The organism is Ruegeria sp. CJ9 (assembly GCF_056536625.1).
The window spans coordinates 1-15,221 of sequence record NZ_JBQFPY010000011.1 but is presented as its reverse complement, the minus strand read 5'-3'; the positions used below and the strand labels follow the sequence as shown (position 1 = coordinate 15,221).

Annotated in this window: 10 protein-coding genes; 1 reads left to right on the top strand and 9 read right to left on the bottom strand. The window is 58.1% G+C overall.

Annotation, left to right across the window (positions count from 1 at the left end; translation table 11 throughout):
- The first annotated feature begins 185 nt into the window (after positions 1-185).
- On the top strand, positions 186-3,776 hold the full coding sequence (locus ACR0AJ_RS18520) for a flavoprotein (RefSeq protein ID WP_480649132.1): 3,591 nt from the start codon (positions 186-188) through the stop codon (positions 3,774-3,776).
- Here ACR0AJ_RS18520 and ACR0AJ_RS18515 read toward each other — a convergent pair.
- The 9 genes from ACR0AJ_RS18515 to ACR0AJ_RS18475 form a co-directional block, all read right to left on the bottom strand.
- Positions 3,773-4,936, bottom strand: coding sequence for a hypothetical protein (locus ACR0AJ_RS18515; protein WP_480649130.1), 1,164 nt, complete (start codon positions 4,934-4,936; stop codon positions 3,773-3,775). The two genes, ACR0AJ_RS18520 and ACR0AJ_RS18515, sit on opposite strands and share 4 nt — an antisense overlap.
- A gap of 16 nt (positions 4,937-4,952) precedes the next feature.
- Positions 4,953-8,216 (bottom strand): adenylate/guanylate cyclase domain-containing protein, encoded by a 3,264-nt coding sequence (locus ACR0AJ_RS18510; RefSeq protein ID WP_480741565.1) that lies wholly within the window; start codon positions 8,214-8,216, stop codon positions 4,953-4,955.
- A gap of 196 nt (positions 8,217-8,412) precedes the next feature.
- Complete coding sequence (locus ACR0AJ_RS18505) at positions 8,413-9,699, bottom strand: amidohydrolase family protein (protein WP_170351835.1); 1,287 nt, start codon at positions 9,697-9,699, stop codon at positions 8,413-8,415.
- 8 nt (positions 9,700-9,707) lie between these two features.
- Entirely contained in the window at positions 9,708-10,649 is a 942-nt protein-coding gene (locus tag ACR0AJ_RS18500; RefSeq protein ID WP_480741623.1) for an ABC transporter permease, read from the bottom strand.
- On the bottom strand, positions 10,649-11,722 hold the full coding sequence (locus ACR0AJ_RS18495) for an ABC transporter permease (RefSeq protein WP_170351834.1): 1,074 nt from the start codon (positions 11,720-11,722) through the stop codon (positions 10,649-10,651). Before ACR0AJ_RS18495 ends, ACR0AJ_RS18500 begins: the two co-directional genes overlap by 1 nt.
- Positions 11,719-13,236 (bottom strand): ABC transporter ATP-binding protein, encoded by a 1,518-nt coding sequence (locus ACR0AJ_RS18490; protein WP_480741563.1) that lies wholly within the window; start codon positions 13,234-13,236, stop codon positions 11,719-11,721. Before ACR0AJ_RS18490 ends, ACR0AJ_RS18495 begins: the two co-directional genes overlap by 4 nt.
- A gap of 39 nt (positions 13,237-13,275) precedes the next feature.
- Positions 13,276-14,265 (bottom strand): BMP family protein, encoded by a 990-nt coding sequence (locus ACR0AJ_RS18485; RefSeq protein WP_170379376.1) that lies wholly within the window; start codon positions 14,263-14,265, stop codon positions 13,276-13,278.
- 350 nt (positions 14,266-14,615) lie between these two features.
- Complete coding sequence (locus ACR0AJ_RS18480; protein ID WP_480663455.1) at positions 14,616-14,891, bottom strand: hypothetical protein; 276 nt, start codon at positions 14,889-14,891, stop codon at positions 14,616-14,618.
- A gap of 79 nt (positions 14,892-14,970) precedes the next feature.
- Positions 14,971-15,221 (bottom strand): hypothetical protein (locus ACR0AJ_RS18475; protein WP_480741561.1); only part of this gene is annotated, 251 nt, incomplete at its 5' end.

Below are 15,221 nucleotides of genomic sequence, written 5' to 3'. Positions count from 1 at the left end.
CGGTACGCGCAATTGGGCCCATTTGTTCGCGCTGAACGTGCGCATTCTGTTGGCCCGGCCAGTGCAGATTAACCGTCGGGCCGGTCCTTTATTTCTGTTTGACCATAAGACGCCTGACACATGCCACAAGACGCAGCACTGGTTCTTTGACGACATTCACGGCTTTAGTTCAGGGGGGAACAGACGTGCCTAAAGACCCGATTGAAAACACTATTTCCTATCATCCAACCGAATCCGAATGGGCGCTGATACAAGAAGTTCTGCCCGCAGATGATCCAACCGTAATCCAACTGCATTTCGAGTGTTTCGAGGTGGCTGAGGATACGATCCTGCCATCGCAGGGCATGTATGTGGTGCTGGGGGGCGAGGTGCATTTGCGACAGGACGAGACGGTTCTGGCAAAGGCCGATGCGGGCGACTATTTCTACGAGGAACATCTTGAGATCTTTGATATTCCCGTCAGCCTCGAAGCCTTGGCCACGCCCGGCACCAAGTTGGCTTATTTGTCCAGCAATCACTGGCTGGAAATTCCGACGGACATCCGCGAAGCCTGCTATGACACCCTGTTCGGTGATCTGGTCAGCGTGCATTTGCAGAACTTTCAGCAACCCATCAATTGCTGCAGCGTTACGGCAGCGGCGCTGAGCATGTCGGCGCTGGGGTTCAGTTGCGAGGTCAACGATATCTTTCGCGAATGTGCCCTGCCTACCTCCTTCGTGGTCAATGATGGTATTTCACTGGGTGAGCTTTACGACGTCGCCTGCACCTTCATCCACACGCAGGGCCTGCGCGACAAGGTGCAGGTTCAGGCCTATTTCATGGACGAGGCCACGACCTCGGTCGAAATTTTGCTGAAGGCGATCGACGAATCCAACCGGCTGGGTGGGGACAACGACATCCTGGTGGCAAATTTTCAGGTCGGTGTCGCCCATGGCAAACCGACCATGCCGGGGGGCCACTTTGCCATCATCGCCAAGTGCAATCCCAGCACCGGGCTGGTGCATATGATGGACGTCCACCCCGAGAAATACGGCAAGCTGTGGGTCACCACCATCGACCGGCTGTGGGCCGGAATGTCGGATCGCGACGGAACCTCGATGCGATCACGGGGCATCCTGCGATTCTCAGCGCGTGAGGCTGTTAAGACCAACCTGCAGACCCTGCAGCAGGACTGCAACTATGTGGACAGCACGTTGTATCTGGCCAAAGACCCCAAGAAACGCCGCAATCTGTTCCGGCGGGCCAGCCCGAATATGAACTCGTTGGGGGTGCTGGCCGAAAGCCTGGCGATCCTTGGGGATGAGCAGGTCGATGAAGACAAGCTGCTGATTGCCACGCAAACCGATTACACCGAAGCCTTGAGCCGTGTCTCCACCGCAAAGGAAATGCACAGCCTTGCGCAGCGGTACCTGAGCCAATCGCCCGATGTGCATCTGGGCAGCACGTTCCACAGTTATGCCTTGCGACCTAACCCCGAGGAGATAACACCCGAAAAATGGTTCCAAGATCATTTGCGCTTGCTCAACAGCGATGATGATCGGCACCTGATGATCAACATCGACTTTAACCGCGTGCTGGGGTTTGAAGTCATCCGTCCGCCCGAGAACGTCTATCGTGAAACGGCCTTGCTTGAGGAATTCTGGTGCCTCTGCATCGCCTATGACGAGGATACCGATCTGGTGACCGTGGTGGATATGAGCCCCGCGACCTCGCAGGTGTGGCAGGCCCCGCGCGGGCATATCTTCCGCGGCCTGCGTGATTTGAAAAACCCAGCGATGCTGGTGATCGAGGAACACGACCCCCCAGAAGACCCCACCGACGTGGCCCGCATTGTCGCGACCAACCCGCTTGTGCTGTTTTACGCCGATGAGGACCCGTGGTCCTATATGCTGCGTAGTATCCTGTCCAATATCGGCATCACCAGCATCAAGCTGATCGACATTGAAGGCCACGGGGCCAATGTGATGAAGATCCGGCGGCAACTGAATGTGCTGACCGGTAAGGAAAAACCGCCTTACCTGTTTTTCCAGAGCGAATGCCTGGGCAGGCGGTCGGACATTGTCGATATGATCCTGAAAGGTCGGTTGCAGGAACGGGTACACAAAGCCGGTCTACCGGTTCTGCTGCGCCATGAATCCCCCAGCCTGGACAAGAACATCTTTGGTTATCCCAAGGGCGGGTTGACCGATGCGCCGACCGAAAAGCGCAACGTATTGCTGTGCGCCTGCGGATCATCGGCAGCCGACAAGGTGCCGGAACTGGTGGAACGGATCACAAAAGCCGGGCACAACGTGAAACTGATCCCCTCGGTCTCGGCCGAGAGGTTCTTTCGCGATTTCGGCGCCGAACGGATCGAGCGATGCATCACCCATAACGACTATTACCGCGACGATGACGAGTGGAACTTTCGCTATATCGAGTTTGGAATGCCCCTGCGCGCCTCGCATCTGGCGCTGTGTGACTGGGCCGATTGCGTAATCGTGGCGCCGGTGACCTGCAACACAATGGGCAAGATCGCCAACGGAATTGCCGACAACCTGCTGACCTCGGTCTTTGTGGCGTGGCAATACCGGAACAAACCGGTGATCCTCTGCCCCGCTTGCAACACCAATATGTGGAACAACGTCACCACCCAGAACAATGTCGAAAAACTGCGCGATCTGGGTATTGATCTGGTCGGGCCGCGCAAGGGGCGGCTGTCCAACGGCATGATGGGCATCGGTATGATGGCGACTCCGGATCAGATCATGGAGGTTCTGGACGAGGCCTTCGAGGAACTGGCCGATCAAGAACACAACATCTGCAAATGGGCGCAAGAGGCCGCCGCCTCGGATGAATTCGCGCAATGGGGCCGTGTATTTCAGGCCATCGACAACGGTATGGCTGGAATTGATATCGTTGATGACAGCAACGGCGACACCCTGTTGCACTACGCGGCAGGCGGCGAAGGCGAGATGAACGAGAGCGGGATGGATCTGGGCAAGCCCGACCTTGAGGCGGCACAGGCGCTGATCGACCGTGGCATCAACGTCAACGCCAGCAATGACCACGGCTTTACCAGCCTGCATGTGGCGGTAATGAACAACTCGGTCGAGATGGTGAAAATCCTGCTGGCAGCTGATGGGATCGACGCCAGTTCGTGCATCCAGTTCCTGCAGAGTCCCAAAAACGCCAGAGACGCCAAAGTCTCGGACGAAATCCAGGCGATGCTGGACGATTGGGCCAATACTCACACTCTGACTGAGCTTGAGGATGAGGACGAAGACGATCTGATAGAAGACCGTGAAAAGACCCATCTCTACTTCACCTACGGATCGTTGAAGAAAGGCTTTCCCAATCACGATGCCCATGCCGAGGTGCTGGATGATTTTGTGGGCGAGGCGATCACCCGGCAACGCATGCCCCTGATCGTGCCGCACGAGCCGTTCTGCGACAATCCGAACTGCGGCTTCCTGCACCGTATGGCCACGCTGGTCGACCAGAAAGGGCGCGGCAAGGCGGTGCGGGGCGAGGTCTATCGCGTCTCATCCACCGGGATGAAAGAGTTGGACAAGCTTGAAGGCTATCACGGCCCCAACTCGCCTGAGAATGTCTATGTCCGCAAACGGATCAACGTGTTGATCAACGGCGTCAAAAAACCCGCCTATACCTATGTGATCGCGCATCCCACCAAGTATCTGGATGAATGGGAACAAGGCACATCCGGGATCGTGGCGGAATACACGCTGGATATGGCCACCGGTACGCCAAAACCGGGGTTTCAACCGACAGCCTAATTGTGGGTTTCGATCACGGCCTCAACCTCGGGTCCGGCCTTGAGGCTGAGGTTGTAGCCCGTGATCGCCACCATGCACAGAAGGACAAAAGGCCAGAAAGCGGCCTTTGGGTACAGGTTGTCCTTGTAATGGATAAGCCGCAGGGACGGCACAGCCTCGGATGCAAACAAGTAGGTGTTCACGGAGACCGCCAGCAACAGAAAATACATCAGGAAAAAGAACGACTCCATGTAGATCACCGGCGATCCGGCAAAGCCTTCACGCAGCTGTACATGGGCCAGCAGGATCACGAAAAACAAGACCGAGCATGTGCCGATCACGCTGGAGGTACTGAAATCATGCCGTTCGACCAATTCGGGGCGGCGGGTCACCGTCATTACCGCACCGAACAGCAGCATCGTCACCACGATCAACGGGATCATGTGGACAATGAAAGCGTTCCCGAAATTGCGCTTGATGACGAAGTTATAGTGCAGTTCCGGCAGATTGGTCTGGAACTCGTTTTCGCCAATTCCCAGCGTTGTATCCAGATCGGACAAGCGATAGTCGAAATAGGTGTTCTCACGCTCCCACGTGCCCATGACGATGCGAGGATCTATGCCAAAAATATCATCCGGCCCGGTGGCGGGATAGGACGAAAAGTCAGGAATTAGAGCCACATTTACATCAAACTCACCGGGCCAAAACCGGACCCAGACGGTTTTATGGTCGAACGGATAGCTGGTGTAGTCAAAGCTCTGCCGCAGGGTCTGTTCAAAATACCAGCCAATCAGGGTCACGCCGTCCTGATCCATCCTATAGGCCTCTTCGATTACGCCATTCGCGGCATCGACGGCCTCGGGCAGGATGAACCCGATCTCTTTTTCGGTTGGCTTGATCGCGTCATGTACGCCGTCTTCGAAATGTTGCCAGACGTAGCCGCTCACGCGCACGTCGCTGGCGCCGGTAAAGCTGAAGGATTTGATGAAGATGCCGGTTTTGACCCGATAGTCGGGCAAATTGTCCAGCTTTTGCAGATACTCATCGACTGAGGCCTCATCTGGCAATTGCGTCGGGTCGCCCTCAAAATGGTTCAGCGCGACCAAAAGTTTGAACAGCACGACGGCCAGAGCAAGCGTCAGGGCACCGGAAATCAGCCAAACCTTCTTTTCGATGCTCATTCAGCCCCTCGCCCGCTCAATTCAACCGCCCGACCAGAGATTGCGTGATGCCCATCTCGGAAAAGCGCGCGCCCAGCGCTTCGAAATCTTCATGTGCTGACATGGGAATGCCCCAGCCCCCGCACGCGGCCAGAACCCTGGTGTGCTGTATCGACAGGTCGACCATTGGCAGGGGTTCCTCGGCGGTGAATTTTGCCAATGCGTCCGCATATTCAGTCGCCCGGTCCCATTCCTGCCGTGCCAGCATGACGGCGCTGGCATCGGGATAAAAATGCAGGTGGCTGTGGCCAACGCAACCCTCGGCAATGATCTGGGCGCCCAGTTTCAGGTGCTGATCCTGTTTATTAGGGTCTGTTTCCGCCATGGCCAGCGCCGACAACGCCTTGGGCCCCACGAAATTCCGACCATGTTCGAGCGCAATATCGACAGCCCGCTGACCGGTTTCCCGAGCATCGTCCATCTGCCCGGCGTAAACCTGTGTGCGGGCCAGATGCTCCAATGCCTGCGCCTCAAGCCGCTTTGCGCCTACGCGGCTGGCAATTTCGGCCGAAACTGCGAAGGTCTCCAGCGCCCGATCCAGCTCACCCAAAAACGTATGCGCAACGCCTAGGCAGGTCTGGGCCACGCATTCCGGCACAAAGGCAAAATACTTCTGGGACACCTCGATGGCCTCTTGTGCATCCAGCTTGCCCTGCGCCACATCGCCGGTATAGCTGCGCGCCACGCTGAGGTTGTGCAGGTTCGCTGCCAGATCACGCACTAACCCCTTTTCTCGTGCCCGTTCCACCGCCTGCGTATAGAACCCCGTGGCGGTCTGCATGGTCGCGTTCATGAAATTCGCATCGCCGAAACCGCTGAGCGCACCGACCTCAAGCCGCGCCGATTCCAGCTTTCTGGCCAGTGTTAGAGCCTTTTCATTGCTTTGCAGGGCGTCCTCGACCCGACCCAGAGGAAAATACACATTGCCACGGACATAGTTGATCTGGGCAATATCGCGTTCCGATCCACACCGCTCTGCAGCTATCTCGGCCGTACCCAGGCTTTGCAATGCGTCTTTGTACAAACTGGCCTGCCGTGCGGCCTGCGCCAACCCGATATGGGCGCGGGCGGTCTGTTCATCCGTTTCAGCCAGATCGGCCGCTTCTTTGAATTCGCGCAAGGCGTCATCCGACAGGCCCTGCAAACGGTGGGTTTCACCGCGCGCGCAAAACAGATCGAACCGTACCCCGGATGGCGCGGGCAATTCCAAGGCCCGTTCGATCAGCGGGCTGGCATCATCAAACTGGAACGCCTGAATCAATTTCTCGGCAGCTTCCAGATACGCTTGTGCCGCATTGGTGGCACCTGCCCGATCCAGATGTTGCGCCCGCAGGGTGGCATCGCGATCCTCGAACCATTTCGCGGCCTGACGATGCAGCCGCGCGCGTTCGGATTTCACCAGCGTCGCATAAGACCCGTCGCGGATCAGCGCGTGGGCAAACATCAGATCGGTTCCCGCCTCACGGATCAGGGCGGACCGGATCAGGGTCGAAGTGTCCAGATGCCCTTCACCCAAGACATAGTTCAGCACCTCGGGCGAGAACCTCTGACCCAACACCGAGGCCGCCTGAATCGCGGCCCGACTGCGCCGGTCCAGCGCATCCAGCCGCGACTGCACGATTCCCTGAATGCTGCCCGGCACGGATTCGCGTTTCAGCACATCGATATTGCGCAAGAGCTGTTCCAGAAACAGCGGGTTGCCCCCGGCGCGCTTTACGCAGGCATCCAGCAGTTCGGGGTCCACGCCGGTGAACTCCTGAACCAGCTGTCGGGCCTGCTCATCCGCCATCGGCGCCAGTTCCAGCTTCGAGATCAGCGCGCCTTCGGTGCCCATTTGCCATTCACGGTTGATCGGATCGCCCTCGACCCGGCTGGTCATCAACAGTACACAAGGCAAATCGCGCGTGGTCGCGGCAATATGGGCGCAGGCGGTCAGAATTTCGGGGGCGGCCCAGTGGATATCCTCGATCTGGATGAGCATCGGCGCGTCACGACTGCGTGCCGCGATCAGCTCGTCGATCACTTGCCGCCTTCCGCGTTGGCGGGTGGTGTTATCCATCACAGCATAAACTTCGGCCAGGCCAGGGTCCTGCTCCAGTTCCAAAAGCGCGTTCAGATGTGCCACGTTAGACGGCGACACCCAGCCCTTGGTCACCGCATCCTGCGCCATTGCAGCACCGGTGGCAGCGTCATCCGTCGGTTGCAGCCCCAGAATGCTGCGGGCAACGGACTGGATGGCCGAATGCCCCTCACGCGCGCCGAAATCCATGACCACGCCGTTGTGGATCGAGTATCCGAGCTCCGCAGCCATTTCGGCAACCTGTTCGGACAGATGAGTCTTGCCGATGCCCGGCTCGCCCAGAACGATATGCACCTCACCTTTGCCGTGCTGCTGGCAGCGATCGAACGTGGCCGAGAACAGCGACATCTCGCGCTCGCGACCGACAAATCGGTGCCGGCGTGACCGGATGTTGCGCGCCATTCGATCCAGCCGCCACAGTTCGACCGGTTCGCTCAGCCCCTTGATCGGCTTTTCACCCAGCGACTCGCCGACAAAAAGCGGCCCTAACGCGCGCTGAATGTCATGGGACACCAAAGTATCACCCGGCGTCGCCATATCGGTGATGCGCGACGCCAGATTAACGCCGTCGCCCGTCACCGTGTATTCTGTATGCGCCTGACTGCCGGTTGTGCTGGCGATCACCTGACCCGACGCGATGCCGATGTGACACGACAGAGGCGGGTTCAAAGCGGGCAGCACTGCATGGATTTCCAGCGCCGCCCGCGCGGCCCGCTCGGTATCGTTGGTGTGCGATATCGGCGCTCCAAACACCGCCATCACCGCGTCCCCGATATGCTTGTCGATCCGACCACCGAATTTTTCGACCACATGATCCACCTTGGCAAAAAACGCGTTCAGCAGTTCATGCATGTCCTCGGCGTCCAACTCGCTGGTCAGGCGGGTAAAGCCGGTTAGGTCGGCGAACATGACTGTGACTTGCCGCCTGGCGGGCTCCAGCGGGGTTTCGGGCTCATAGGGTTGAACGGTTTCGACAGTCTCAAGCTCAGCAATCGCGCGCAGCAGCCTGCGGCGGTCTCCGACAGCGGTCACTCCGATTTCGATCAGGTCTTCGCCCGTCAGATCGGGCAAAATTGCGAAATCAATTTTGTTATCCAAAAAGGCTTGCGCATAGTCAGATAGTCCAAGTGCGCTTAGCCAGTCCCTAAGGTCCTGAGACATGTCGCCCCTCTGAAGCCCCCAACTTCAGTCACAGACCTAGCACAGCAGACCCGTCTGAGTCTGCAATGGTTAACGAATTTAATGTTTATGTACGCCCATATGCACGAAACAGGAGCATCTGACCGCAGAGATTCAGGATGAGCTTATCGAGATTTGCCGCGTTCAAACCTGTAACACCGTGTGGCCTTGTCAGATTTCAGCTTATGAATGGCACGCGTGCCTCATCCAGAGATGTCTGCCCGCTGGGCAAGGTCAGATCATGGATCACCGGATTCGACCGGGCGATAACCCGGCCTTTGCGCACCACGGTCAGACGATGGGCGCGCAGGCGGATCGCCTCGATCTTGTCGCTGGCCTGCAGCAGAACGAAATTCGCGTCGCAACCCTTGGCCACGCCGTACCCCTGCAACCCCATGATCCGGGCCGAGTTTTCGGTCACCGCATCAAAACACCATGCCATATCAGCCCGGCTGGACAGCTGGCCCACATGCAGCCCCATAAAGGCCACGTCCAACATGTCGGCCTTACCCAGCGAATACCACGGGTCCATCATGCAATCCGATCCGAACCCCACGGTGATCCCCGCATCGCGTAATTCGCGCACGCGGGTCTGGCCGCGGCGTTTGGGATACGTGTCGTGGCGGCCCTGAAGCATAATGTTGATCAACGGGTTTGGGATTGCATGTACCCCGGCTTCGACCATCAGAGGGATCAGTTTCGATACATAGTAGTTGTCCATCGAATGCATTGAGGTCAGATGCGACCCCGCCACCCGTCCGTTTAGACCCAATCGTTGGGTTTCATAGGCCAACGTCTCGATATGGCGGCTTTGCGGGTCATCGCTTTCGTCACAATGTATGTCGACCATCAAGCCACGTTGGGCCGCGATTTCGCAAAGCTGACGTACAGAGTCGGCCCCGTCCGCCATGGTGCGTTCGAAATGCGGAATACCGCCCACCACATCCACACCCATATCTAGCGCGCGGATCGTGTTCTGCATCGCGGTAGGGTCGCGCAGAACACCGTCCTGCGGAAAGGCAACCAGTTGCAGATCCAGGTGGTCCTTCACCTGCTCGCGCACTTGCAGCAGGGCTTCAACACCCTTCAGCTCATCATCGCAGGTATCCACATGGCTGCGGATCGCGCCAATCCCCTTGGCCACGGCCAGCTCGCAATACCGCATTGCACGCGCAACGATGTCCTCGACCGTTTGGATCGGCTTCAGCTCTCCCCACAGCGCGATACCTTCCAGCAATGTGCCCGAGACATTCATGCGCGGATTACCCAGCGATAGAGTCGCATCCATATGAAAATGCGGGTCAACAAAAGGGGGAGAAACCAATTGGCCACCCGCATCGATTACTTCGCCAGCTTCGGCTGTGATCCCGGATTCAATCGCGGCGATCTTGCCATCCGCGCAGGCAATATCAATGCCAGTCTGGCCATCGGTCAGGGTGGCATTCTTGACGATCAGATCGAACATGACGTTTCCTATCGTTGGCCCTTGAACCAGGGGGTGAGCAATGCACGCGGATAATCCGCCGACCGCGCCGCAACCACAAGGGCGATGATCGAGAGGATATAAGGGGCCATCAGGAATACCTGACCTGGCACCAGCGCGCCGATCTCGGTTTGCAGCCGCACCTGCAACGCATCAAAGGCCCCGAACAACAACGCGCCCAACAGCGCCTTTCCAGGCCGCCAACTGGCAAAGATTACCAGCGCGATGCAAACCCAGCCGCGCCCGTTGACCATGCCGAAGAAGAAGGCATCAAAGGCGCTCATCGTGAGGAAAGCCCCGCCCAAAGCCATCAAGGCCGAGCCCGCGACAATGGCCCCGATCCGCAGCCCGTAAACCGATAGGCCCTGTGCATCGACACTGTCCGGGTTGTCTCCAACCGCCTGAATGGCCACGCCCAGGGCGGTGCGGTTCATCACATACCAGACCACCGCCACCATGAGCAGAGCCAGCCATGTCAGTGCGGTTTGCTGGAACAAAACAGTCCCTAAAAAGGGTAGATCTGACAGTACGGGCAAATCCAGCGGTTGAAATGGCTCGATCCGCGGCGGTGACGACACGTTCGGCAATGCGGTGCGATAGGTGTAATAACTGACGGAGGTTGCAAACAGAGTGATCCCCAGCCCCGAGACATGTTGCGACAGACCCAGAGGCACCGTTAGGATCGCGTGCAATAGGCCAAAAAAGGCCCCGGCCAGCGCCGCGACCAGCACGCCGCCCCACAGCCCCGCGCCCAACCAGACGGCCATCCAGCCGCACATCGCTCCGACGACAAATATCCCCTCGATCCCGAGGTTCAGCACGCCCGCCCGTTCGCAAATCAACGCACCCAGCACGCCAAAGATCAGCGGCGTAGCGATGCGCAAGGACGCGGCCCAGAAGCTTTCGGAGAGCATGATATTAAGGATATCCATCATGACGTGCCCCCTGACGTGCTGGCCCGAACGATCCGGTAGCGGGCAAAGAACCCACCAACCAACACGCAAAGCAACGAAACCGACACCACCAGATCGGCCAGAAAAGACGACACGCCCATTGCGCGGCTCATACTGTCAGCCCCTACGAACACGGATGCGATGAACAACGCGGCGATCACCACGCCCACAGGTGACAGCCCCGCCAACATGGCGACCACGATGCCGGTATAGCCAAAGCCCGGCGACAGGTCCGAGGTCAGATACCCCTTGAGTCCGGCGACCTCGCTGACCCCGGCCAGCCCCGCAAGGCCACCAGACAAGATGGCCACGCCAAACAGCGAGCGGTTTACGTTGATCCCGGCATGGCGCGCAGCAGCAGCGTTTTCCCCCACCGCCCGCAAACGGAATCCCCAAACCGATCGGGCCAGCATGAATTGCGCCAATCCGGCCAGTATCAGAGCCACAATCAACCCTGAATGCACCCGCATCCGCTCGATCAAAGGCGGCAACATACCCTGATCCAGGATAGGGGCGGATTGCGGCCATCCCAGGCTCATTGGGTCCTGTAGGGCCCCTTCCAGCATCATCTGCACAAAGATCAGAATGATGAAATTCAACAGCAACGTAGTCACCACCTCATCCGCGCCAAAACGGATTTTCAGATAGGTCGGGGCAACCATCCCCGCCGCGCCCGCTGCAGCACCCAGCACGACGATCAGCGGTAATAACAAGATACCATGGACATCCAGCACCCCCGACCCAACCGCCACAGCCGCCATCGCACCCAGATACAGCTGCCCTTCGGCCCCGATATTCCACAGCTTGGCGCGGAACGCCAAAGCGGCGGCCAGACCGGTAAAGATCAGTGGCGTGGCGCGCGTCAGCACCTCGGAAAATGCGAAAACAGAACCAAATACGCCGCGAAACATCTCTTGATACGCCAGAATAGGGTTCGCCCCCGCGGCCAGCAATGGAATGGCGGCAAACCCCAGTGCAATTATGGCGGACAGGATTGGAACACCCAGGGTAAAGGCCCGCGACTGAGTCTGGCGCGGTTCTATGCGGATCATGCCGGTTCTCCTGCCATCATCAGCCCGATCTGTTCGCGGTCGCGGCCGGGGGCCTCGTGCAATTCGCCATCGCGGATCACCACGATGCGGTCGGCCAAACCCAGAATTTCATCAAGATCTTCTGAGATCAGAACTACTCCGGCTCCGCGCGCGCGCGCCTCAAGCAGGCGGCGTCCGACCTCGGCAGCAGCCCCCATGTCCAGACCACGCGTCGGTTGATTGGCCAGGATCAAACGCGGTGCCCGATCAAATACCCGCGCCAGAATAAGCTTTTGTATATTGCCACCCGACAGCAACCGCGCCGGGGCTTCGACACCCGGCCCACGCACGTCATAAGCCTTTGCAAGGCGCGCGGCGTTCTCTTCGATCGCCTCACGTCGCAGCAGGCCGCGCGATTGCACGTCGCTGTCACCCAATCGCTCGATCACCATGTTTTCAGCCACGCTCATCGCGCCAACGATGCCTTCGTGGTGGCGATCTTCGGGGATACGACCCACGCCCGCCCGTATCATCGCCGCGGGGTTGAGCGTGCCGATTTCAACTCCATCCACCTTTATTAGACCCTGTTCTGGCTGAACGAGACCAGAGATCACATTGGCCAACCCGCTTTGTCCGTTGCCCGAAACCCCAGCGATCCCGAGGATTTCATGCGCATGTACAGTTAGATCTACAGAACTGAGCGTATCGCGCTTGGACCGGCCAGGGACTGACACGCCGGACAGGCTGAGTACCGGAACGCCCGGCGCCATGGTGCCCCCGGCAAGTTCCGGCTTATCCGCCCCGACCATCATTCGGGCGATAGATTTCTCATCCGCTTCGGATGTAGCCATCTCACCAACTTTGCGCCCGTGGCGCAGCACCGCGATCCGATCAGAAAAGGCCAGAACCTCGCGCAGCTTGTGGCTGATGAAAATGACCGACAGCCCCTCATCCGTCATCATACGGATGTTTTCGAACAATGTGTCGGCCTCTTGCGGGGTCAGCACGGCGGTGGGTTCGTCCAGTACCAAAATTCGCGCCTGCCGATACAGGGCTTTCAGGATTTCAACCCGCTGCCGTTCACCCACAGACAGACGTCCCACGGGCGTATCCAGCGGCGCGGTCAGGCCACTTCGATCAATAATAGCCTGAATCTTTTCCCGGGCTTCCTGCCGATTGCGGCTTAGTGCAAGCAGGGGTTCCGAGCCCAACGTGATATTATCCAGGGCCGAGATATTCTCGGCCAGCGTGAAATGCTGATGCACCATGCCCACGCCTGCGGCCAGCGCCACCTGCGGGTGACCCAATGGCAAGGGCTGCAGAACACCCGCCTCGTCAGCAACGTCGATAGACCCTGAATCGGGCAAATAATGCCCGAATAACATATTCATCAGCGTGGTCTTGCCCGCGCCGTTCTCGCCCAGCAATGCCAGAACCTCGCCCTTGTCCAGGATCAGGCTGACATCGTCATTGGCGACGACGGGACCAAAGCGTTTGCTCAGCCCGTTGAGTTTCAGAACCGTGGAGTCTGTCATTGGAAACACGGGCCAGTTGCTGAACCGGCCCGAGCAGTATCAGTTATCCGAGACCGGGCGGTCATCGTTGACATTCACCCGGAACAGACCATCAAGAATCTCGGCCTGACGGGCATTCACCGCCTCAAGAACCTCGGCGGGTACCAGTTCCTCATCCAGAACCATTGACCCGCCGCCATAACCCATAAAGCTGTACTGGCCGTAATCCGCAGCCTCGAACGAGCCGCCCGCAACATTGGCGATGGCCTTGTCGATGGTCGGCTCCATATGCCACAGGGCTGAGGCCATGATCGTGCCGGGGTAGTCGCCCGACGTGTCGATGACGTTGCCTACGGCCTTTACACCACGCTCAACCGCCGCATCCGAGACACCAAAGCGTTCCGCGTACATGATATCCGCCCCCGCATCCATCATCGCGATGGCGCTTTCCTTGGCCTTGGGCGGATCATACCAGCTGTCGATGAAGGTCACGAGGAAGGTGACATCCGGGTTCACTTCGCGCGCGCCATCCATGAAGGCGTTCATCAGGCGGTTCACCTCGGGGATGGCATATCCACCGACCATGCCGATCACGTTCGATTCCGTGGCAGCCCCTGCCACCATGCCAGTCAGGTAAGACGGTTCGTGAATCCAGTTGTCGAAGACCGAGAAATTGGGCGCCACCGGCCCAAAGGAAGACCCCATCAAAAAGGCGGTGTCGGGATAATCCTTAGCCACCTTGCGCGCGGCGCGTTCCAGGCCAAACACCTCGCCCACAACCAGCTGTGCGCCCTGTTCGGCATATTCGCGCATCACACGTTCATAATCTGTGTTCGCCACATTTTCCGAGAACACGTATTCGATGTCACCACGCTCGGCTGCGGTGTTTAGGGCCTTGTGTATGCGGCTGATCCATTGCTGTTCCACCGGCAAGGTATAAATCGCCGCGACCTTGACGGTTTCCGCCGCCGCCAGACCGGCGGAGAATAGGGTTGAGGCAGCCGCCACAGCGGCCAGCAGTACTCTTCTTGAAAATATTGTTTTTGTCATAACACTCTCCTGTCTGGCAGGATGGCAGCATTTTTTTACTGTTCAGTCAATTTTTTCATCCATGTCCCATGGGAACATGACTGTATCTCAGACAGTTTCGGTCGTGTTTCTAAGGTTGGGGTATGGTCAAGCGCTTAGGCCCAAAGCTCATGTTTTGCCGCCATAGGGCAAAGCGGCACGACACACGTTTTACGTGTGTCTGGCATAAAAGTTTGTAAGCAGGTGTCTAAAGGATAATTCCGGTGTCACGACACATTACACCAATCTAAAAACTAAAGACTGCCGCAGTGGTTTTCCCGGTGACAGCGCGCCGTATTGGCGCACTACTATTCGTTTGTTTGAACAGCGGATCAGTTGGTGCCCACTGTGCTTGTGGTGCTGTTTGACGACCCGCCGCCACCGCCGCCCGAAGCAGCCACACCTACTGCGGCCGCAGCCACGCCAAGTGCGGGCGCGACAAGAGGTACAAAACCAGTCACGCCTTCAGCCGCAGCTGCAGCCGCCGCATCGTCCAATGGGGCTACACGAGTAGGATCGACAGGCTCCGGGGTCGTCCCGTCGGTCGCGTCCTGCCCAAAGGCGCTTGTGGTTGAAAGGGCCAGAACCAACACGGTCGCTCTGATCATCATGAATCTCCTAAAACAAGTCTTGGCCGGACGCTATCACACCCGTTCGGAGGTGAGAATGTCATTGCTGAAAAAAATTCTATAAACGTGCAGATAAAATTTGCTTTTTCAGAGGCTTGCCACAGATCTGCGCCCGCAGACCCCCTAGGCGCATTTCCTTAAATTCAAGGGTGGCCTGCAACGCTAGCTGGCCCGGCCACACTGCCGTTAACTCTTCAATTGCAGAATTGCCACAAGGTGTTTTGTGGATATTTTTTTTGGCGGATTGTTTCGGGACGTTTGTTTTGAAAGTTGTTAGTGAGGCGCCGATCGAAAAAGCGATAGATTGAC

What these genes read in the sequence shown, in the direction of transcription:
- ACR0AJ_RS18515 (WP_480649130.1), bottom strand. Translation starts at nt 4,936, where the DNA reads ATGAGCATCGAAAAGAAGGTTTGGCTGATTTCCGGTGCCCTGACGCTT.
- ACR0AJ_RS18510 (WP_480741565.1), bottom strand. Translation starts at nt 8,216, where the DNA reads ATGTCTCAGGACCTTAGGGACTGGCTAAGCGCACTTGGACTATCTGAC.
- ACR0AJ_RS18505 (WP_170351835.1), bottom strand. Translation starts at nt 9,699, where the DNA reads ATGTTCGATCTGATCGTCAAGAATGCCACCCTGACCGATGGCCAGACT.
- ACR0AJ_RS18500 (WP_480741623.1), bottom strand. Translation starts at nt 10,649, where the DNA reads ATGGATATCCTTAATATCATGCTCTCCGAAAGCTTCTGGGCCGCGTCC.
- ACR0AJ_RS18495 (WP_170351834.1), bottom strand. Translation starts at nt 11,722, where the DNA reads ATGATCCGCATAGAACCGCGCCAGACTCAGTCGCGGGCCTTTACCCTG.
- ACR0AJ_RS18490 (WP_480741563.1), bottom strand. Translation starts at nt 13,236, where the DNA reads ATGACAGACTCCACGGTTCTGAAACTCAACGGGCTGAGCAAACGCTTT.
- ACR0AJ_RS18485 (WP_170379376.1), bottom strand. Translation starts at nt 14,265, where the DNA reads ATGACAAAAACAATATTTTCAAGAAGAGTACTGCTGGCCGCTGTGGCG.
- ACR0AJ_RS18480 (WP_480663455.1), bottom strand. Translation starts at nt 14,891, where the DNA reads ATGATCAGAGCGACCGTGTTGGTTCTGGCCCTTTCAACCACAAGCGCC.